Raw genomic sequence first — 20,454 nt, forward strand, 5'->3', positions numbered from 1 at the left:
CGATCTTCCTTTGGCTCCGTGTTGGCTGCACCGCCCTTTGAATCGATGTCCTTTTGGGATTCCAATTGGATGCGTATTCTTTGGGAAATTTGAGCCTTCTGGAGAGTGTGTGTCAAGTTCGACGATCTGATCGGCAGAAAACACGGGCTTCACTACAGTCGAAGGTGCTGTTTTGATCAAGGACTTCACCAAAAACCCCAACACACCTTTTTTGCTCCTGCTGTATCGATTTGCGTATTTGCAAGGATTGTCTACTCAGAGAACTATTAATCGAATCAAATAGAAAAACTTCCCTTGACTTGGAATTTCGGCTTGAGGGCTTGTTGGTCAGATATTCGATTGCCGAGCGAATGCTATGGAGAACAGACACCACCGTTGTTCTTGACATCATCATTTTGACGAGCTATCATCGCCAAAGAGACTCGATCCTTTCCAACCCCACCTTCGGTAATACGCGTTGTCTTTGAAGTCCGAGAGCTGCCGCCGATGTAGCTGCATCCTCATTTCTAGAAACCGCGTTTTGTCCAGTTGTGAGAAGTCCAAAGATCAGAAACAGTTCTAGGTGTGATTTCTTTCTTGTTTTCTGCTAAGGTCGGTTCTCACTCGCTCAAGATAGCGAAATTCTCGCACTTTCGTGTTTGCTAGACACTCGCTTTGAATTTCATCGAGTTCCTGCTTATTGAAGGCCGGCGCCGGTACTTTACTCCTCCTTTTCTGTAGCGTCGGTTCGGATCTGATTTGTTTCTTACCACGAATAGATGCAGAAGCCTTTCTTTGAGTTTGAAGAATTCCGATTCTTCCCGGGCGAGTATGCTGCTGGTTATCGCCACCATCTGGCGGGATTATGGTGTTTTGCTCCAGTCATCGGAGTTAGTTGTCGATTGCCTCAGCTCCAAGAGCGAGACTCTTTGCGTTTATTATTTTCTTGATCCCTGATCGGAAACTTGAGGCTCTCACGATTTTCATTAGGAAAGGCAATTTTCTCTTCCTTAAATTTGAGTTGATATTCGGCAAGAATAATTCCCGGCGTAGAATCTCTCGTTCGTGAATAACATCATTTCCGTCGCCCTTTTGAAACTTAATGGCACTATGCTCTTGTGGAGCATTTCGATTGTGCTGCTTGTCATCGCTTATGTTCCCGTGAAGGTGTCCGTTTCGCAACAAACTCCAGCCTTGGCTTTATTCTTCGCGGATTCGATCAGAATGCCGTCGATAATCCGCTTTCTCTCCATAGACAATCCCCAAAATGCGGGAAGGCGCGCTTCCCGCGGAATTTTGTTCAGCGATCTACCCTGGAAGATCTTTGGTCAGATATTGCTTTTGAATTGCGATATGAACGTGCGGGTTTGCTGTGTTGAATGAAACCGCTTCTTTCCACGCAAGCCGCTCGCTTTTGCAGACTCTTTTCTAGCCGTCCGATGGCAAACCTTGTGACCTTGTTTTTACCGTGGGGCGTTCCTCATCACCTTCCGAACCGTTGTTGAAAATCCTCCCGCCGAAATGAAAGAACAAGATGGTGGCTTTCGTTGTTTGCGGGACGTCTTTTGCCGCAATCGGATTTAAGAAAATTGTTGCGCTTCTTACGGCAGTGCGTTCGGTAAATTGGTTAAAAAGTTCACGACCTTTTTCGGCTCTGCATACCGGTCGATCTTACTAATGGATAAATAATGAATGAGACCGCGAGAACTGCCTCCCTTTGATTGAACGCTGGCAATAACTCTCATGATCGGCTCGCTATTTGATTCGCGGGCCTAGGCAAGGATTCGATCCGCTGTTTTAGTATTCGTACCTTGCCGCAAGGTAGCTGTTGAGAAGGGATTCGTTTGCCACGATGCTCCGTGAACAGGAGACATTTCTTAAGATCGGACACGGCGTGTCCGATCAGCTCTGCCATTGCGGTAGAGGCGATAACGAGACTCCGTTTGCGGTCGCTGGTCTCCGGCGACGTATATTCGATAAGCTCTGTGAAAACGAGATTTAGCGAGGAAATCGACATGCCTGACATCGAGTAGATTTCGGTAGTCAGCGAGCTGGCTTGACGTAGCAGTTCTACGGCATTTTCGAGCCTGATTCCACTCGATCAATGCTTTCTCGAATCTCACCGATGCTGCCGCTTACCGAAAGAACAACCGTCTCGTTCTGGCAGACCGGTTCGTGCCAAGTCAGTCGAGCTTTTCCTGGCAGCGACCCGAAGCAAAATGCTGGTGTCTATCGGTCAAGGCGAATGGATCATTCCTGACGGACAATCGCCGACTTGTTTCTCACCCGGTTTCGGCCGCGATCTCTTCATGCTTTTGCGATCCTCTTCGTAGGGCCTGACGCCGATCGGCCGTCCCCGCTTTGCCTCGATGTCCAACCTCGATATTTTTTACTATTTTTCTCTGTCTCGCTTTCTCATCTCTCGATTTTTATGGCGGCGTTTTGTCACCAATTCGTCGGTTTGCAATTTCTCCGACCATTTGGAGATAGAGCAAAATTACGCGCCTTTTGCGAAAAATATGGCGAGAACTGCGGTTTGTAATTTTGATGACACCGCCTAACTTAGTGAAAGTATGAGGCTTATGTGAATTACAAGAGTCGGTTCTTGGTCTATCCTGTCATACACCCGCCGCTGTAATTTTTGTTTTTTTACGAGCCCCTCGATCCGCTTCCTTTTCTACGCCAAAAGCGGTTCGTTTATTCGCCGCCTGTTCGCCAAATACCGCAGTTCTCTACGGCACGCCGATTGATTTACCAACCGCCAGTAAAATCGCCAACGTAAGGAGACAAATACTAACGAACGATCAGAGCAATATCACCCCTACAAAGCAGAATTTCGAGCGTCCGCTGCTGCAGATCAACCGCTTGAACTTCGTAAAATTGAACACACGTGTACTCTGAATGACCCACAGCAAACCGAAACAATATCTTCAGTTCGCGTCCGTCAAGAGGAATACCGATATCACCAATGACGATGTTGTCGAGTACGCGCTAAACCACCTTTGAACGCGATCCGGCATTCAAGAGCTGGCTTAAAACTAAAGGTTAAAAGAATATGAGCTAGGCGGAAAATGCAGAAGGTAGTGTTCCAATCCCATCGAATTTTGCAGCGGGAGCGAACGACCGATGAGATGACTCGTATTGGGCTAGAATCATTTCAAGCTTCATCTCAAATTCGCGGATATCCAACCGGTCTGAGCCGTGATACAGAAGCCCGCCCAATTGCGCCATATCAGCTTCTGAAATGTCACGGCTTATTCTTACCGCAGCACGGGCTAGACGGTCGGCAACTTCCTGAAACTGCACTCCGAATGTCCTTACCCACCGCCAGGAGCATGATGCCCGTAGCAGGCTGTGACCAGACGCGACCAAAGCGGGCGGTCTGCACCCATGTGATTTCGACCCATCATAGTATCAATCACATACTTTGAGTCTGAGACGATCTCTATACGACAACATCTTCGAAGCTGCTCCAACGCATACGTGCATGCAAGGATCTCCGCCTGCTGATTGCGATCTGTCCCAAATATTTTGAAACCAGTTTTACCTCCAATCGGTTTGATCCAGCATAACCACACCGCAGCCCGCCGACGAGTCGATGCGCCATTTCTAATGATGATGCATCCCATAGATCGTCACAATAGGCGCATATTCGGCCGCAGTCTCTATCCCGCATTTATTCTCAACTAATTTGGCAACCCTCATTGTCCACCTCTCGTTTTTCTCTATAGGAAACTGGGGCACGGCACCGACGCTATGCCCCAACTGGCAGAAACAACCTACCTCAGAACTGATCAATGAACGGCTCATTGACCGGTGCCTCTGGAACAGCCGTGCCCGTGAATTCGGGAACGTCCGGCTCGGGGCTGTCAGCAGTAGGTTCCTGGCCCGTTTGGCCGCCCGAACGGTTCGATCCGACAAACTCGAATGAGAAGAGCGAGATCTCGGCACCTGATTGGGCTCGCCGCTATCTGTGCTCCACGGGCTGAACGAGAGCCTGCCGTGGACAAGCAGATGCGTTCCCTTTTTTACATGCTCGGCGAGCGTCTCCGCAGTCTTGCCAAAGGCGACCACGTTGAACCAATGTGTGACCTGCACACGCCCTTCCGGGCTGTTCTTGAACGAGTTTGAAGCGATCGGAAAGCTCGCGACGGGTGTGCCCTTTTCCGAATATTTCAGGCTCGAATCGCGGGCCGCATTTCCAAGTATCGAGATATTTGCTGCATGGTTTTTATTGCTCCTTTTGTGGTTTATTTGTTCTCCGAACGGAACGGCGTTTCGCCATATGTGAGAGTTTTTCTAGGCGTTCTGCCTGAAATACTGGCCGCCGCTCCTTTCGTTGAATATTGCTCTTCAATTTTCAGGCCGCATGCACGACCTTAACCTGTGTTCGCTGTACAGCAGGCTGCGTGAAGAGGCTCGCCTGGATCGTGCGATTCGCGCGAACGGCCTCGTTTAGTTCCGCATCTCGTGCTCTCACCGCGTCCCACAATTTCTGTTTCTCCTGCCGCTTAAATGCCTTCGCCGCCGGGTCGTTATAGAGACCGAATTTCAGGAAACGTAGCTGTCCAAGAGTCGCCATTTCGATCTTTCGGAGCCAGCGTTTCGCGTCGATTGAAAGTTGATTCTTCAACCTAACTTCCTGAGATTTTGCGACGGTGTTAAGAGCCGTGAACTCCTTAAGGGAGAGGCTCTTGTGTTCCTTAAAATCTGCATACGCTTTTTTCTTTAGTTCGGCTAAATCAGCTGTGTCCGACGTTCCGCGAATCGCAAGGTAAGTTTCTTGATACGAATCGTGACGAAGGCTTCGCAGATGAAAGTCGGAGTATTGACGCTGCCACAGTAGGCGCAGGACAGAAGCTGCGTACTGCATCTCTTCAAAGTCAGGGTTGATTTCCTGATCTACAACGATCTCGAAGCTACCGTGCTTAAACGAGTAGATACGGCGTGCCGAACGGATGACTTTGCTGTCGTAGATCTGATCCAGGGAAAGTGCCAGCCATTCCTCGAATTCCCGATCCGAGAACGGATGTCTCGAAGGCATCGCCCACCCAGCACAGCTGATCATTCGGCGTCCTTCCTGCACGGTGTTGCCGCCTAAAGAATGGCCTACAAAGAGCTTAGGAAGCTGTGACGAAAGCTCTCTTGATTCGTGTGGAAGACAGTTTGCATCGATCTCACAATCGAGATCAAAAACGACTACCGAACGCTGGCTTGAACTCATCGTTATGCCAATCAGTCCGTTCTCGTCGAACTGCTCTAGTTGGTCGAATGTCGTGAAGTCTCTGTCGAGTTCTTCGACTGATTTATCGCCGTCTTCCAGATAGAATTCAGCAAAGTCGTCGAACATCATGCGGCTGACCTTATGGCGTCCGACACGCCGCAGAACCGCCTGCATTTCATCATCGAAGTTTGCGCATTTTGGTGGTAGCGAACTGCGATTCTTGGCAGCTTCCTGGACTCGCCTTTGGTCCGGGACACACAGCTTCTGTTCTCTTTCTCGCGACTCTTCAAAGCTGATCTCTCGATCTGCCGAAGTCGCCGTAACAGCTTCTAAGTGCATGCCGAGCAGGCCCATTTCATGAAGAACCTCACCCACGCTTCTTCGTCTAATCTCGCCGTAGTAGTACGCTGCGATCTGTTCGAATTCATACTGCCCGGCGTCCGGGCTAGCAATTGCCTTTACGCATCTGACGAACTCTTTGGCATCGGTCTCGTCGGACAAAACCTTCATTGCATATTCGAGCGACATTATCCGCACGCGGTCCAATGCTTCCGGTTCAAGTTCGTCGGCGATTCGAACCACAACATCGCCCAAGATCGAGAACTCTTCGAGCTCTCGCCTTCGCAGCGGATTCGATGAAAGATGAGCACACCAGTCCTGCATCGGCGAACCGGTATTGACCGGCATGAACGCCAGCATCTGATTATTTGGAGCGTGCTTCCTGAGTTGTTCGATACTTATTCTTTCTGCCATAACTTCCTCTATTAGATCGGCGACCTGCCGAATCGAAGACGCGTGTAATTAAGGGCCACATCTTCAAAACCCTGAATAAAATCACTTTCATTCAGGCTTGAAAATCCCTCTCAAGTTGCGGGAGAAGTATGTTTGGGGAAACGAGATCGGCCCGCTATGAAGAAAGGTCTCCTAGACGCTTTTGTAAATAAGCGAATGTAAGCGGTGCTCGGTTTTCGAGTTGGGCCCGGCCGGTTCCGATCCCATTTGCGGGAATGACGATGATCTGATCAGGACCGGTACTTTTACGTGTCAGATGCTCAAAGGCCTGACTGATCGCCGCCTTGTTCTGTGCCAATTCTGCGTCTGTAAAAAAGGCATTTTCGTTATTGCTGGGAAGTTTCTTGGTCGGTATCCCAACTACGTTCGGTTCGCCTCTCATCGCAGACGCTTGTCCGCCAAGACCACGCCGGACAAGGTTGTCTCCGAACAGGAAAATATGATCGCGATGCTCCCGTACGAAGGTTCTGGTGACCCACTTCCTCGTCAAGACGCGGTATCCCATAGCAGACTCCCTTTACAAAAAAGAACTGCCGACTGAAGAGTGCGATCTTCCAGGCGGCAGTTTTTCGTTGACCGATTTATTTGATTAGTAAGCAGCGGCCTGCTGGAGTTCGACCGGTGCGGTTTGTGCCGTCGGCATTGCAACTCCGTCTCCTTCCTCATCGCGGCGGCCCGACAGGAATTGGAACTCCTGAAGCACGATCTCTGCTCCCGCCTGCGGAGATTCGTTCTGATCCACCCACGGGTTAAAGGTCAGACGGCCCTGAACGTAAAGACGACTGCCTTTTCGCACGTAGCGAGCAAGTGTCTCCGCCTGCTTTCCGAATGCCGTCACGCGGAACCAGTCTGTCTTCTCGACACGTCCCTCCGCACTGTTCCTGAATGAATTCGAGGCCATTGAAAAGCTTGCCACGAGGGTGCCGTTGTCCGTGATCTTAGTTTCCGGTGTCTTGCCGAGATTGCCGATGATCGAAATATTTGCTGACATTTTCTTAATTCTCCTGTGTGATTAATTTTCCGAGGATCACGATTAGTGAAAGCCCACGAACCTTCTCTGAAGGCACACCTTTTCAGCCGCTATTTATTTGTTTTGTTTATCGAGTGACGACGGGAATGAAAGGACTTTGAGAATCGCGGCAGCGTCTTGCCGTCCGATAGGCAGAATCTGTGAAAGGGATATCCGTCTCTTAGGGATTATTGGCATTGGAGAGAAATCCGACGGTGAGAATTTCGGATGCGGATACCGCAGACGAAGTCTTGATGGGTGTAGGGTTAGGCTCAAAATCAACCGGGAGAAATCTGATCGTTAGAGAGGAATTTACTCTTAATCAGATTTAAGAAGGCAGAATTTCGTGCATCAGCATCCTTGGCAACTGCATCAATATCCCACATAAAGACGCCTATGGGTAGAATTACTAAAGGATCCTTTTGAATAGCAACATCTATTTCCCTGTAATACATTTTCCCGCATGAATAAAGCTCTTTATATTCTCCAGCTAGGTGAAGTTCGACGTCTTCATTAAAATCGATTATTCCGTAATACCAAATCCGTTGAATCTTATTTTTGTAATACCCCATTAACTTTCGAGCCCGTTTTTCAAGCTGGGTAACGGTTTTCATATTCTCTTCGAGAGTAATCCCGCGTTTCTTTAGTTCGATGATAACGACATCAAAGGATTCAGAACGCATAGGATCATTCGAAAACACTAAAGCGAGATCAGGCCTGTCATCATCTCGAAGGATATTTTCATCTTCTGTTATGAATTTAATTAACTCGCCCATTTCCCGGTCGCTAAGGACCGTTTCATAGGTCATGTATTTATCATCTAACAACCATGCATTATTCCGATAGAGGTCGTCAGGCAAAGTATTCTTGTCGAATCGAACATGCTGTTTCGCAAACAAATTGTGCAATTCAGTTTCCGTTTCTTCGTCGGAGGAATTTTTAAGCTTGTCAATCGTTATCTGTCGAAACAGAATATATTCAGTCAATGCTCTCGCCGAGAGTTCAATTGATTTTTGATACTGTTCATCTGTTAAAGACTTACCGGCGTCCAGTAATTCCCTCTGTGCCTTGAAGAATTTTTCCTGCGCCTTTTGCAAAACTTCGGCCCTTGAAACAAATCCAATAGATTCAGTATCGAAGTACCCGGATAAATGCGGAAAGTGGTCAATCAGATTCTTTTCTATCTTTTCGTTGGTTTCAGTTATTTTAGGAATTTTTTCCTTTATTAAGCCCGCTACCTTATTCCTGAAAATCGTTTGGATTTGCTTGAGCTCGGCCTCAGAAATCTCAAGGTTTTGTCTCGATGGATCAGTTTTGCCAAAAAACCAGTCCGAGAACAATAGGAAAACCATCTTGTAATCAGGGGGAATATTTTCCTGAGCGATTAAATCCAGTTTGAACGTGCGGTTGTCGACGGAAACTGCGGCGATCAACGAAGGATGGCCTAAGGGCACTTTTTCGATTGAGTAGTGTAGATAAAACTTACTGATCAAATCTATTGAACTTTCCAGCTCAATAGTTTCGAAATCGGGTATATCGTCCTGAGCTAAGATTCCGCTTCCTTCACTCTCCCCGATTATTGAATCGATGGTGATTGAAAAAGCTTTTCCTTCCTTTTTGAAATGAAATAATCTTGAATAGAACTCTTCAAGGATCCTCTGCTTTAAATATTCAGGATCAATAAAACTGGCGTCCCGAAGTCTCGACAAGACATAGCCCGACATAGTCAGGGTCGTTCCCGAAGGGGTTTGTCCAACGTCAGTAACCACCGCTTTGTCTTCCTCAAATGCATCCGTAAATTCAAATTTTCTATTATGGGTTCCGTTGTAAAAACTATTAACGGCGATATTTTCGAAGTAGCAGAGATAAACTAGCCGTCCGACCCCTTTGTGTGAATTCTCGTCAACATCAAAAAGTCGCGAAAATCGCTCGTATCTATCGTTGGTAAAGCCCGCCCCATTGTCCGAGATTGAAATTCTAAGCGTGTCAGGTTGATTAACTGCGGCTATGCGGATTCGAATGTTTATTTCGGTTGCGCCTGCGTCAAAAGCATTAGCGACTGCTTCCAAATAAACCATTTCAAGAGATGATTTACTGAAAAACAACTTTACTGCTTGTCTTAGCTTTACCTTCATTGCTTATCTTTGATGGGTCCGTACAAGATAATCACCCCATGTTTCCGGCTCCAAGTGATCTATGGTTGCCTCAACAAACTTTATCCCTGTTTCAGTCAGCTCACCAACCCTTGTGAACGGTCCCCAGTCTTGGAGCTTGAAAAGTTTCGCTTTTACTAGATTAGAATTCTCATACTGAATTTTGAAAGGCTCGCTACTTTCATCCTTCGTCTTAAAATGATCGACGCTCATCGCCGCATTTAAAGCATTTTGCGCATGGGTGATGATCGCTCCGACAAAAGTGGAATCATCTAGTGGATCATAAAATACAATGTAATGTTTCGCCGTCGCCGGAGTTCGCTCAGCTCCTTCTAGAATTTCGCCTCGTTTACGCATGAATTTTACACCGAGTAACTATGCTAGCAAAAATGACAGGGTCAGACACTGCAGGAATCGAATCTCCCTCCTTTTCACCGACAGTTTCGTGCCAGCGGAAAGGTTAGCTCGCTCGGTGCGAAAGTCTTCGAACGATTGGGCAAAAACGGAAACGCGTGAAATCTCAACTTCTTCATTAATTTTCAGAATGGATTGGCAGTCCATCTGCTTAAATTCTTCACTTTTTTTCCGCGTTGTCGCCTAAGGAATACGCTCGGCTGTAAATCGCTTGAGTCACGTGTTTTCGAGACGACAGACTTCGTTGCGGTCACGAAGTTCAGCCAGAAGTTGGAATGCGTCAGTGAAGACGGTTAAATAATGGGATGTAAGAGGACAATTGACGGGATCTTAGATGACAAATTGAGACTGGCTTAAAAATATCCATTTTGGTGCAAAAACAAACCAGACATGGAATATTCGTGCACCAATTAGTGAGCAATTCTTTTCAACTTCTTTACAATCCGGAACGGCTAATCCCTAACTGCTGCGCTGCACGCGTTTGATTGTTGTTATTGATTGCAAGAGCACTCCGGAGAAGATCCTGCTCTATATACGTTCAAGATACAGTTCCATCCGGTCGCCGGGCATAAAATCATTGACGGCGTGGAGGAGGTTTTGCGGCACAGGTCTTGCATCTGCCTATTCACCGAGCAAACACAGATCGAGAAATTCGAGACGTGCTAGATAATTTTTGTTTACATTTGCGTGTCGTAAGTTGTATAACAGTCAATACTTAACCAGAACAGGAGTTCAATGGACGGTTGGAAAGAAGGTAACTTTTCTAACCTCGGAAAAAGCGTCTCTACGAATAAAGTCAGTTATCGATAAGAACGTTGGATAACGCCATTGGTTAAATATGATCTTGTTATAACGAGTCCGGGGAATTAAAATTGTGGATAACCCGATCCTATCCAAGTTGCAAACCTTACCAGGCGACCCGCCGAGTGGGTCCGACGGTGCGCTTGATCGGGAGGGCTTTTTTGCAGAATCGTTAAAGCTGATTCGCAAAGTAATTGCTGGTCGTCGATCCGTTCTGGCCGATGACGCTCCTGATATTTCGCAGGAGGCTGCGTTAAGGCTTTGGAAGTGGCTCACGAAGTTTGAGGACAGGGGCTCACGAATGGCAGAAGCCGATTGGAAGTCCTTCACCGCGCGTACTGCTCACAACGAAGTAAATCGAAACCTCTCAAATCGAAACAAACGGATAGAGACTTCTCTCGATGATACCGAAGCACTCGGTGCCGAGCTAGATGCTTCGTCCGCAGAGACTTTTGTTTTGGTCAAAACGGTCTGGCAAGGTATTTGCAAGCTGAGTCTTTATCAACGCCAAGCGCTTATTTTCAATTCGGTAGATCTCGTGCTTTATCTTTTCCAATTTGGAATCGAAGAGGATGAACTGTTAGCAAAGCTCGAACTGACAAAGGAGTCTTGGGAAAGGATTTCAACACGAATGCCTCTAACCGATATTGAAATCGCTGAGATAGCAAACCCGAATTCGGCCAATGGCCAAAGATCGACAACCGCAGGCGCGGTTAAGAAGGCGAGATTTGACGCTCGCAAGAGACTTAAGGAGTTGATGAAATAAATGAATCAAGATCACTTATCAGCTGCTGAGGTCGCCATGTTTCGGGAAGACAGTTTTTCTTCCCGATCGATCGAGATCGGCCGACATCTTCTCGCCTGCAAAGAATGTCGAGCAAAACTGCCATCAGTAACTCCGCAGGATTTCCGGGACTGTGTTCTCGGGGCCGACGGCGCACGACTGGATGAATCTGAATACAAATATCGATTTTTAGATTTTCCAATATTGTCCTTTGCGAGGGTAACGACATTTGCGGGATTCGCAATTCTGCTCCTGGCGGGAATCTATTTTGTTAGTGTTCAAAAGTTCAGTACGTCGAATACTGTTGCAAAAAGCGAGAATAACGCAGGCACGAATGAATTGAAGCCAGTCCCGAACACCGTTGCCAATCAGACAACTCACGAGAAGGTACAGTTACCGATTAAGAGTGTGGACGTGCCAAATAGAGATTCGAGACCAAAGCCCCCCTTAACAAAAACCGACCAAAGGAAAGTGGCAGGCGTTACTGCAAGCGGGCCAAAGTTGCAGAACGCCGAAACTCGCGGAAGCGAAAACCCTTGCTCGGGCGGGGCCACGATCAGTCTTGAATCCAAATCCGATGGGAAAGAGGTCTTTCTTAAATGGAATTCTGTAAAAGGGGCAGAGTCCTACGACATTTATATTTCTGACCTCGATGAGAACATGATCGATCATTTCGAGTCGAAATCTCAAACATATTACCGTTCTGCGGTGAGGCTTGATCCGGCAAAGTCCTATCGCTGGAAGCTGATCATTACGCTAAAGAACGGCAAAAAGATCGTTGGTCCGCCCCAAATTCTTACTTCGGGAACAGCCACGGAAGACAACATAAAATCCGGAGCCATGGAAAGACAACGGGGGTCGTTTGAATTGCGGTGTGTGGCATCAAAATGAACAGAATAAATCACAACAAAATTAAGTTTCTGTCGCGGGCGGTTATCCTCTTTTGCTTGCTCGTCTCAGTATACGGGCAGCAGTCTGACGATCTTCCAGTGCCACCCAGCTTCAAATTGGAGGGGGTTCCGCGAATCAAGAATGATGACGTCAAACACTTGTTTTTTGAACCGTCTGCAATAAAAAACAATTTGATATGGGACGTCGATCGAACGTCGCGAAAACTGTTTGTCACCGATGAAAAGAATGCCATCTATTCCGTAGAGTCGCCATTGGCTAAGCCAATGTTGGTGATTGACGGTAGGGTGCCAAACACTTTTCGAGTAAGTCCAAACTCTTCACTCGTTGCCTTTAACAACGATAAGGAGGACCAGGATAATTACGTGCTTTTCTTATGGGATGGCAAATCCGAGCCTCGAAAGCTATCGAGCTTTAACGGAAAAGACGATTCAGTTGATTCATTTGTCTGGAACCGAAATGGTAAGAGCATTTATTACACTCTCAACGACTACGAAACTAAGTTAACGAAACTCTGTCAAAGCGATTTGAGTGCGAGTAAGTGCTTCTCACTAGAATTGAAGGGCCTTTGGAATGTGATCGACATCGACGAAGGCAACATCTTGCTTAAGTACTGGAAATCTTCCAGCAATCAACACATATTCAATTATTCGATCGGCAGCGGCAAACTCACACCGCTTTCTGAATCAGGAAATGCGACGAAAGCGTTTTTCGCGGCCGGAAAGGCGTTCGTTATAGCAGAAGATTCGCCGGAGTGCGGGGGGAGTCGGTGCTTGATTTCGATTGATCCCCGTACCAACAAGAAGGAGAGTATAGGTCTTGAAAATGTCCGAGGATACCTGGGGGACATAAAGCCGTCGCCGGATGGAAAATCACTATTGGTTCAGGAAGCAATAAACGGAATCGACAGCCTCTGGATAGGAAAGATCAAAGACCGAAAAATTGTCCCAACCGCTTCAAACTTTCTGGGCGGCTCGTATGTCGTTTGGAATACCCGTTGGCTTTCCGAAACCGAGGTCGTCTTCACCATTGAAAATATCAGTCAACCTGCATTGATACAGTCGTTCGATCTCAGATCGAAGAAGACAACCACTTGGACGAACTCCCATTTGCCGGAGGTTTTGACGGGCACCGTGAAACCTCCCGAAACAATACGTTGGAAGTCTTTTGATAGTAAAGAAATTTCTGGATACATCGTCAAACCCACGAAAATTGAAAAAAAGAGTCCCGTGCTTGTGTTTATCCACGGTGGTCCTCAGGTGCTCGATCGCCCTACATTTAGTTCCGTGGATGTACGGTTTGCGACGTTCCTCGGGTTGTCCATTATCCACACTAACATCCGTGGATCGAGAGGATTCGGAAATGAATTCATGGATGCGGATAACGGCGCCAAAAGAGAGGATGCCGTTCGAGATATTAGCTCGCTTCTCGATTGGATCGAAAAGCAGCCGGACCTAGACGCGGATAACGTGATCATCCGTGGCGAAAGCTACGGGGGCTTGGTGGCTCTAGCGACCGGGCTAAGGGAATCTTCTCGAATCCGTGCCGTTATCGCCGAATATCCGCTAGTGTCGATCAGAAATTATCTGCAACAAAGTTGGATCGATGAATTTGCAAAGAATGAATACGGCGATCCAAAAGACGAAATCTTAATGAAAAAGCTTGATGAGCTTTCTCCGCTGAACAATGCTTCAAAATGGAAGGGGACGCCGTTGTTCCTGACCAGGGGAAAACTCGACTCAAGAGTCCCGGAAGGGGACGTTCTCGGCCTCAAATCTCAACTGCGAGAAGCGGGAGCCAATGTTTGGTTCATATATGCCAACGAGGCGGGACATGGCGTTGGAGGACGCTTTGTCACGGCGGCAATGTATGAATTTATTAAGACTCACTTACGGAGGAAATGAAATGAAACGAATCAAAACTCTTCTCTTGGGGATGGCCCTAACAACTCTGTTGGCTGGCAACATTTTCGCAACGGGTGCCGTGTTGCCAGCCACCAGCAGTATAGTCTCCTATGCGTTAACCGCATTGCTCTCGCTCGCAGGCGGCCCTGATCACTGTCCACTGCGGCAGTGTACGAATTGTAAGCCGAATAACGAGGGCGGTGACAATGGCAACGGTGATTGCCGTCCTACACCGGACTAGGAGTAACTTTGATGCGAAACAAACCGAACATGTGGGCTTGTGCGACAAGATCGATTCTGGTCATTTTCGCATTAGCCCTCATGTCGGAAATATCTTTGAGCCAACCCGGTTCACAGAACATATCTAAGCTATATTCAAAGGGATACTTTGAAGAAGTAGCCAAACTCGCCCCTGCTCAAATCTCGCGACTCTCACAATCCGGACGATTGGCAGAAGCATCTCATATAGCCTTTCTAACTTGTCGGACTTTCATCCAACTGGGTCGATATGATGAAGCTGCTCAGGTTGTTGACCCATTCATTTCCGATCCCAAACTACGAATTCGCTTTCCCGACTCTGTCGTATCTCTTTACCTATGTAAGGCAGCAGTTTTTCGTTCAAAGCGTGATTTTGGAGCGGCGCTTGAAAACCTGCGACTAGCGAAGTCGATATCGGCAAATGACTCAGCATCGCTCGCAGCTTACCAGTTGGAAGTCGGCAGGACCCTGTATTCAGCGGGTCATGATTTTGCAGCGATCATATGGCTGGAAAAAGCTGAAAAAGAGGCTCTGGCGAGCGGCCACATTTCCATTTACTATGACGCACTACGATTTCTGAGCTTAGCTTGGACTGCGAAGTTCTACTACGCCAACGCACTTAGTTATGCGGAAAGATTAGTTGCGAAATCTTCGATAGGAGAATTCGAACATCGAAACCGAATCGCGCATCTTGAATTAGCGAACCTACTCGATGTCACCGGCCAGCCGCAGCGAGCGAAGGACCTCTATCTCAAGGGCCTTGACCTTGCGACTCGAGCTAGAGTGAACTATCACGCCGGACAGTTTCTTTCTAGCCTACTACTGCGATCGTTATACGAGAATGATATAGAAGCCGCTAAGAACTACCTCGTAAGATTGGAATCAATCGATAAAGAAAAGCAATTTAGTTTTGAGCGTCTTCTTGGAAGGGCCTTGGTCGAGAACTTTAATGGAAATCGATCACTTTCCGAGGAGTATTTTTCAAGGATTGTAAGCGAAAAAGGCAGTTCCGAATTCATTGTGCCCTATTGGAGAAGCACGATTGCTGAGCGAGATCAGGACTGGAAAGCACTTGTTACGAATGCGCATTATCTGCGTAAATTGACGGAACAGGAGAACTTTCAAGACGACCTTCCCCAGATTTATTACAAACTCGCATTGGGTTCATGGCGGCTACGCGAAGAGCAATCTGCGAGGGAACACGCGGCAAAATCACTCTCCTTATTTGAGCCTTTTCGAAACACTCCTATCGTTGATCTTTCGATTGCAATGATGGAGGTTCACCATTCCCTCTATCGACTACTCAGCGAGATTGAGGTAGCTGGCAATCCCGCGAAAGCCTTTGAGTATTCTGAGCTTCTTAAGGCAAATCTGCTTAGAGACAGAATCGAACGATCGGCCCTTAAGCCACGCCCTGATCTATCCGACGCAAGCCGAAACCAACTTTTTACGACTTCTCGCAACTACGTCGAAGGAAAAGAAAATGAAGAGGCTCTAACAAAGCTGGAAAACGGCATCGTGGCCGAGAAACAAACAGCGAGCCAGCAAACTCAGGATTTCTCGACGCAGGGTTTGAAACTTCCGGAAGACGTGGCGATCGTCTCCTACGAATTCACGCCATCAGGTGAACTCCTAGCATTTGTTCTTGAATCAGCAAAGCCGTTGCGTGCCGTCAAACTTACCGTCAATGACGTACAGGCCACAAAACTCGCCTCAGAAACTCAAACTAAGATAAAGGATCGTATTTTCTTCAAGGTCGATGGGAAGAAACTCTACGATCTATTACTGAAACCGTTGGACTTGAACTCAAGTAACATAGTTATCGTCCCCGACAAACAATTGTGGAGAATACCATTCCATGCCCTAAGCCCAGACGGTAATAAATATTTGATTGAGACGAAAACGGTTTCGTATTCGCCGTCTGTCTATTTGCTAAAGCAACAACTCCTATATGAACCGCCAAATAGAAAAACTATACAGATCTTTGCGAATGATACCTTCAACCGTCAAAAACTTGGCTACGTGAACAACGAGGCGATGAGTATCGGAAAGTTGTTCGAGCCTCACCTCGGCTGAATGCCTCCAGATCGGATTTCCTCAAGTCGGCAGCGGAAACGGATATCCTTCATTTCTCTATGCACGCCCAACTCGATAGCGAGAATCCTCTATCTTCGTTTCTTGCCTTTCAGCAGAACGTCGCGGACTCGGGTAGGTTAAGCGTAAATGATCTTCTTTCTGTCCGTCTCAAACCAAACAACTTGGCATTTCTCGCATCATGTGACACCAGTAAGGTCCATAACGGCGAAGGTTTGATCAGCCTTCCATGGGCTTTGCTAGGCTCGGGAAGTTCATCAGTAATCTCGTCGCAGTGGGAAGCTAGTGACAGAGCGACACAAGATCTCACGGTCGCCTTTTATAGAGAGTTTCTAAGTGGACAGTCAACGGCCTCGGCACTTCAGAGGGCAGCCATTTCATTAATACAGAATAAATCAGCGGGCTTTCACGAACCCTTCTACTGGGCATCGTTTACGTTACTGGGTGACTTCCGGTAATCGCTAGACGTGGCTGTTCCGGCAATCGGAAATAAGTACTTGCTTGGCTATTAAATCGATCAGATCCGGTAAAATCTTCGGCTTGAATGATAGTCGGTTCAGTGAGAAGCCGGGCATAACTTAATGCTCTTCCTGGCAAGCGAGCTCTCGAGGCTATTGGAGCACATCCAATCTTATTGTATCGGCTCCAGGGTTTTGAAGTTGCCGTTCGTAGCGAACGCGAAGACGCCGATTGACCAGTCCCCGTAACTGGTGAACCCGATAATCACGAGAATCGGACAATCACAGTCGTACTTATTGGATGCTATTACCTGTCTCATCTGAGCTTTATCGGTAGAACTTGGAAAAGGTTGCCCACCAGGGTGTACGTGCCATTCGCCGATATAGTATTTCTTTCTTTTCCAAGCTCGCCCCAGTATCGATGAGAGTCCCTTGGTTCCTCGGCGAAACCAGCTTCTTTTGCTACGGGAATCGGAAGGCTCCGCGGTAAACGACTCAACGAGGGCGCAGTCGAGCGCCGCAGTGTACGCCCCGACGATGATCCCTCCCGTCTCATTCGGGAACTGATATTGGGCCTGGTCGAGTATAAAGCTTATCTGAGCCTTAGGAATCCGAACACCGATACGGTCATCGCTCGACCAAAAATCTTTGTAGTGCATAGGAAGGTGAGCGTCACTTTGCATGCGACATTGATGAGATGATCTCGTGAACCCCATACCCATCGCCGTCACTTGCGTACTCGTGAACTCTAAATGCTCTCGAACTACCATCGAGAGACTGAAGCAGTACTTTGATAGCGATCGAACCCCACATCCATATGTCATCCGCCCGTGCCGGAAAAACCGGATGCCAACAACCGACTCCCTCCCTCGGCGGAATTACGTCCGCGTTCTCGGCAGCGTCGGTATTCATCCAGGGGATTATTTCATTTCTATATTCCTCGAAGGGAAAATGAGTGTCTGTCGCTACGAAACTGTAAAGACGTTTGGCTCCGAAGCTGACCGAGAAAGATGCAAAAAATCTTTTTTGCTGCTTGGACTTCTCCCCGCTAGAGAGAACAGGGTTTTCTGACTCGCGGTACAATCGACTATCAAATCGTATGACTCCAGGCTGACGTTCGGTCCTTTTGGAAAGTTATCGGGGATCGCCCGAACCTTCGCCCAAGGCGAAAGCTGATTAAGATGATGGGCCAACGATTTGGCTTTGTTCAATTCGACATGGCGAAGATCCAATGTATGACGCGTCAGGTTTCCCGCACCGGTGTCGTCGCCGTCGCAAATGTCAAATTCAAAGAGAGCGCCCCGGACGAGGAATTCCGCAATTATCGACCCGATTGCCCCGCCACCGATAATTAACATCTTCTTTTCGAGCAGCGCGGACGGCAATCGTCCCCGCGAGTTAATTTGGTCCGAACTCCAATTCTCCGAGGCGATCCAATTAATCGGGTTGCTGCTCTGCAGCTGATAATTGTTAGCCCACCGGGCGGTTCGTATCGATGACTTGAAACCACTCACTTTGGACGTTCCGCCGTACAGTTCAGGAAGCTGTATTGCCGCCCAGTGGATGCGATCGGGAGCCTCACCGACCTTGTTCGGTATCGGGAAGCCTATCAGCAAGATATTTCCAATCCGCTTCTTTCCAGCTTTGGTCAAAGCCAACTCTTCAATGCTTGCCCGAAGATCGACGCCTTGGCGTCGGCAGGATTCGTCAAGGTCTCCCCATGTCAGCGGGGCCTGCCACGGCGGAACTACCGGCATACTAGGCAGTAGTATCCAGAGCCCGGATTTCTTGGAAACGGAAAAGCTGTTGATATGGTTTCCGAAAGGCGCGCCATACACGGGTCTGTGATTCCGTTTGAGGATTTTCTTTACGACGATCAGAGAGCGGTTATGGGGAGATCGCGAATATTCGAAATAACCTTTACGATCTGGAACCTCGCTCCAACGGGAGAGAGTGTCGGCTGTCTCGGAAAAAGCGACAAGAGAGTAGTCGGTGCTTGATTTTGGAAAATCCGGTAGCTCGAAGTGCTCGCCCGGTGGCACGAGTTGGTTCCTCGATGCGGCTTCCAGCCATTTGATCGCCCTTCGGGCAAGCCAGGCCAAGCGCTCAGGCGCCGTGAACGGTTCTTCGGACAGAAAACGATCGCCGAAAACAGCATATGGATCGCTCAGACAAACCTTTCCGGTTCTATATATCTCGCGTTTGCTCTTTCTATTGAGAGACTGATGCTGAAACGTATGTTCGATGCCGCCATCTTCCGAAGGAAAGAAATCGATCTCGCCAAATGGATACAAGCGATCGATCGCCACATACCAATCGGTTTCCGATGGCACGAAATTGCTAAACGCAAGATCGTTCGGCCGGAGCCGCAGGTTAAGGAGCCATTTCTGCGTCTCCTGGTCCCACTCGATTTCGCCCCGCACTTCGACACCCGCAACAGCTCGAAGAGCGTTTATTCCGGTTTGAAGGGCGTTGGGAGCGCGGGAGTGGGCTGTAGCGTTGACCATATTCGAATACTACCCAAAGGTCAGATCACCAGGCGAGCTGTTCCGGCGCGGCGCGGCATAACTTTTTGCCGAGCTGTCGTTGCCGCCGTTGTCATCCGTGTCAGTCGAACTTCTTTGTGGAAATTTGTCTCCAAAAAGGCTTTGCCAGAGCTCGACGCTTTTGGCCTTATCTTGCTCATCGAGCGCAGCTCGAGCCGTTAACGCATCCTCCGCGATCGCGTTGTAGAATGCTGCGAAGTCGGCGCCGCTCACGCGATGAAATACGTTATGGCCTGGGACGCCGTGATCGGGTAGAAAGGGAGTTGTTTCCGTCAGGGCATAACTACCGTATTTCTGAACTATAGATTCGAGCGTCAGGACAACGCCCTGAGCTACCGAACTTATCCCGTCGGGACAACAATCGCCTGTCAGATGTTCGAGTGGATAGCCCTTCGGGTATTTAGGCAGTTTCTCATTTGTCCTCTTCCGCCATTTGATCGCCTTTACTACATTTATATAGTGGGCATTACACAACTTGTTCTTTTGGGTGGTCCATGAGATCTGCTCTAACGGGTGAGTATCATCCCATTCGTCTGCGTCGCGGTCGGGGATTCGCAACGGCTCGAGCTTCCATTGCGTAACAACGCCTGCGGATTTAACAAGATCGACCTGGGACAGATAGCTCGTTCGTTCTTCGAAAGGCACCCACTCAGGTCCAAGGAACCAATCGGGTGATGATTCGACATCGCCGACGTAACGAACAGCCTTCGACTTGAGTTTCTCCGCTTCGACCTCAGACGGGGCGGACGTTATAACCAGATCGAGATCCACGTAAGACAAATTGATCCCGAAGGAGCGGCCTTGCGGCTCCCACTTGCCCTCGTAGTATTCATTCAGAAACGGTTCGAACAATTTCATAGCCTCATTGGGCTTGAACTCGTTTTCGTTGAGACTCGTCACGACGATCACATCGACGTCGGAGCGCTTGTCGCCCTTAGGTCGAATTGCCGTCGATCGCCGATAACTGCCCTGCAGAAAATCACTGATGTAGATGCCTTTGAGGCCATCATAGCTCCGCAGCCTTTCCCGAAGCGTTCTATGCCCGGTCTGCATTTCATTGCGCTGGTTCATTGTCGGGCGAATATTCGTCAAAAATTCCTTGAAGTAACTTGGTAATTCCATATCGTGA

Annotated in this window: 19 protein-coding genes; 6 read left to right on the forward strand and 13 right to left on the reverse strand. The window is 48.2% G+C overall.

Annotated elements, in window-relative coordinates; genetic code table 11:
• Positions 1-3,039 precede the first annotated feature (3,039 nt).
• From IPQ00_07400 to IPQ00_07440, 9 genes are all read right to left on the reverse strand, one after another.
• On the reverse strand, positions 3,040-3,285 hold the full coding sequence (locus IPQ00_07400; GenBank protein ID MBL0240382.1) for a hypothetical protein: 246 nt from the start codon (positions 3,283-3,285) through the stop codon (positions 3,040-3,042).
• 11 nt (positions 3,286-3,296) lie between these two features.
• Entirely contained in the window at positions 3,297-3,608 is a 312-nt protein-coding gene (locus IPQ00_07405) for a hypothetical protein (protein MBL0240383.1), read from the reverse strand.
• Positions 3,589-4,266, reverse strand: coding sequence for a single-stranded DNA-binding protein (locus IPQ00_07410; GenBank protein MBL0240384.1), 678 nt, complete (start codon positions 4,264-4,266; stop codon positions 3,589-3,591). The genes IPQ00_07405 and IPQ00_07410 overlap by 20 nt, the downstream gene beginning before the upstream one ends.
• Positions 4,267-4,339: 73 nt before the next feature.
• Positions 4,340-5,956 (reverse strand): hypothetical protein, encoded by a 1,617-nt coding sequence (locus IPQ00_07415; protein MBL0240385.1) that lies wholly within the window; start codon positions 5,954-5,956, stop codon positions 4,340-4,342.
• A gap of 154 nt (positions 5,957-6,110) precedes the next feature.
• The gene (locus IPQ00_07420) at positions 6,111-6,500 is read right to left on the reverse strand and encodes a hypothetical protein (protein MBL0240386.1); all 390 of its coding nucleotides are present in this window, start codon (positions 6,498-6,500) and stop codon (positions 6,111-6,113) included.
• 84 nt (positions 6,501-6,584) lie between these two features.
• Positions 6,585-6,986 carry a single-stranded DNA-binding protein gene (locus IPQ00_07425; GenBank protein ID MBL0240387.1) on the reverse strand — a complete coding sequence of 134 codons (402 nt, stop codon included), beginning with the start codon at positions 6,984-6,986 and terminating at the stop codon, positions 6,585-6,587.
• Positions 6,987-7,282: 296 nt separating this feature from the next.
• Positions 7,283-9,139 (reverse strand): sensor histidine kinase, encoded by a 1,857-nt coding sequence (locus tag IPQ00_07430; GenBank protein ID MBL0240388.1) that lies wholly within the window; start codon positions 9,137-9,139, stop codon positions 7,283-7,285.
• A 3-nt stretch (positions 9,140-9,142) separates the two neighbouring features.
• Positions 9,143-9,514, reverse strand: coding sequence for a hypothetical protein (locus IPQ00_07435; GenBank protein MBL0240389.1), 372 nt, complete (start codon positions 9,512-9,514; stop codon positions 9,143-9,145).
• A gap of 493 nt (positions 9,515-10,007) precedes the next feature.
• Positions 10,008-10,103 (reverse strand): hypothetical protein, encoded by a 96-nt coding sequence (locus tag IPQ00_07440; protein ID MBL0240390.1) that lies wholly within the window; start codon positions 10,101-10,103, stop codon positions 10,008-10,010.
• Positions 10,104-10,445: 342 nt separating this feature from the next.
• On the opposite strand from IPQ00_07440, the gene IPQ00_07445 reads away from it, so the two are divergent.
• The 6 genes from IPQ00_07445 (at position 10,446) to IPQ00_07470 (ending at position 16,779) form a co-directional block, all read left to right on the forward strand.
• The gene (locus tag IPQ00_07445) at positions 10,446-11,138 is read left to right on the forward strand and encodes a sigma-70 family RNA polymerase sigma factor (GenBank protein ID MBL0240391.1); all 693 of its coding nucleotides are present in this window, start codon (positions 10,446-10,448) and stop codon (positions 11,136-11,138) included.
• A gap of 489 nt (positions 11,139-11,627) precedes the next feature.
• A complete protein-coding gene (locus IPQ00_07450; protein MBL0240392.1) occupies positions 11,628-12,047 on the forward strand; it encodes a hypothetical protein in 420 nt (139 codons plus the stop codon).
• Between the two features lie 593 nt (positions 12,048-12,640).
• Complete coding sequence (locus tag IPQ00_07455; protein MBL0240393.1) at positions 12,641-13,969, forward strand: S9 family peptidase; 1,329 nt, start codon at positions 12,641-12,643, stop codon at positions 13,967-13,969.
• A gap of 1 nt (position 13,970) precedes the next feature.
• The gene (locus tag IPQ00_07460; GenBank protein ID MBL0240394.1) at positions 13,971-14,210 is read left to right on the forward strand and encodes a hypothetical protein; all 240 of its coding nucleotides are present in this window, start codon (positions 13,971-13,973) and stop codon (positions 14,208-14,210) included.
• 11 nt (positions 14,211-14,221) lie between these two features.
• Positions 14,222-16,303 (forward strand): CHAT domain-containing protein, encoded by a 2,082-nt coding sequence (locus tag IPQ00_07465; GenBank protein MBL0240395.1) that lies wholly within the window; start codon positions 14,222-14,224, stop codon positions 16,301-16,303.
• Positions 16,300-16,779, forward strand: coding sequence for a CHAT domain-containing protein (locus IPQ00_07470; protein ID MBL0240396.1), 480 nt, complete (start codon positions 16,300-16,302; stop codon positions 16,777-16,779). Before IPQ00_07465 ends, IPQ00_07470 begins: the two co-directional genes overlap by 4 nt.
• A gap of 173 nt (positions 16,780-16,952) precedes the next feature.
• On the opposite strand, the gene IPQ00_07475 is transcribed toward IPQ00_07470, so the two are convergent.
• The 4 genes from IPQ00_07475 to IPQ00_07490 are packed head-to-tail and all read right to left on the reverse strand — an operon-like array spanning position 16,953 to position 20,447.
• Positions 16,953-17,438, reverse strand: a complete 486-nt coding sequence (locus IPQ00_07475; protein MBL0240397.1) for a Mov34/MPN/PAD-1 family protein — start codon at positions 17,436-17,438, stop codon at positions 16,953-16,955.
• Between the two features lie 13 nt (positions 17,439-17,451).
• Positions 17,452-17,691 (reverse strand): hypothetical protein, encoded by a 240-nt coding sequence (locus tag IPQ00_07480; protein ID MBL0240398.1) that lies wholly within the window; start codon positions 17,689-17,691, stop codon positions 17,452-17,454.
• A 53-nt stretch (positions 17,692-17,744) separates the two neighbouring features.
• Positions 17,745-19,286 (reverse strand): ThiF family adenylyltransferase, encoded by a 1,542-nt coding sequence (locus IPQ00_07485; GenBank protein ID MBL0240399.1) that lies wholly within the window; start codon positions 19,284-19,286, stop codon positions 17,745-17,747.
• Positions 19,287-19,295: 9 nt separating this feature from the next.
• Positions 19,296-20,447 carry a nucleotidyltransferase gene (locus tag IPQ00_07490; protein MBL0240400.1) on the reverse strand — a complete coding sequence of 384 codons (1,152 nt, stop codon included), beginning with the start codon at positions 20,445-20,447 and terminating at the stop codon, positions 19,296-19,298.
• Between the last annotated feature and the right edge of the window lie 7 nt (positions 20,448-20,454).

It is taken from the genome of Chloracidobacterium sp. (assembly GCA_016720705.1).
GTDB lineage: Bacteria > Acidobacteriota > Blastocatellia > Pyrinomonadales > Pyrinomonadaceae > OLB17.

Coding starts and splice junctions, on each gene's coding strand:
- IPQ00_07415 (MBL0240385.1), bottom strand. CDS start 5,956: ATGGCAGAAAGAATAAGTATCGAACAACTCAGGAAGCACGCTCCAAAT.
- IPQ00_07480 (MBL0240398.1), bottom strand. CDS start 17,691: ATGAATACCGACGCTGCCGAGAACGCGGACGTAATTCCGCCGAGGGAG.
- IPQ00_07420 (MBL0240386.1), bottom strand. CDS start 6,500: ATGGGATACCGCGTCTTGACGAGGAAGTGGGTCACCAGAACCTTCGTA.
- IPQ00_07485 (MBL0240399.1), bottom strand. CDS start 19,286: ATGGTCAACGCTACAGCCCACTCCCGCGCTCCCAACGCCCTTCAAACC.
- IPQ00_07460 (MBL0240394.1), top strand. CDS start 13,971: ATGAAACGAATCAAAACTCTTCTCTTGGGGATGGCCCTAACAACTCTG.
- IPQ00_07475 (MBL0240397.1), bottom strand. CDS start 17,438: ATGCACTACAAAGATTTTTGGTCGAGCGATGACCGTATCGGTGTTCGG.
- IPQ00_07405 (MBL0240383.1), bottom strand. CDS start 3,608: ATGGGATGCATCATCATTAGAAATGGCGCATCGACTCGTCGGCGGGCT.
- IPQ00_07430 (MBL0240388.1), bottom strand. CDS start 9,139: ATGAAGGTAAAGCTAAGACAAGCAGTAAAGTTGTTTTTCAGTAAATCA.
- IPQ00_07435 (MBL0240389.1), bottom strand. CDS start 9,514: ATGCGTAAACGAGGCGAAATTCTAGAAGGAGCTGAGCGAACTCCGGCG.
- IPQ00_07425 (MBL0240387.1), bottom strand. CDS start 6,986: ATGTCAGCAAATATTTCGATCATCGGCAATCTCGGCAAGACACCGGAA.
- IPQ00_07490 (MBL0240400.1), bottom strand. CDS start 20,447: ATGGAATTACCAAGTTACTTCAAGGAATTTTTGACGAATATTCGCCCG.
- IPQ00_07465 (MBL0240395.1), top strand. CDS start 14,222: ATGCGAAACAAACCGAACATGTGGGCTTGTGCGACAAGATCGATTCTG.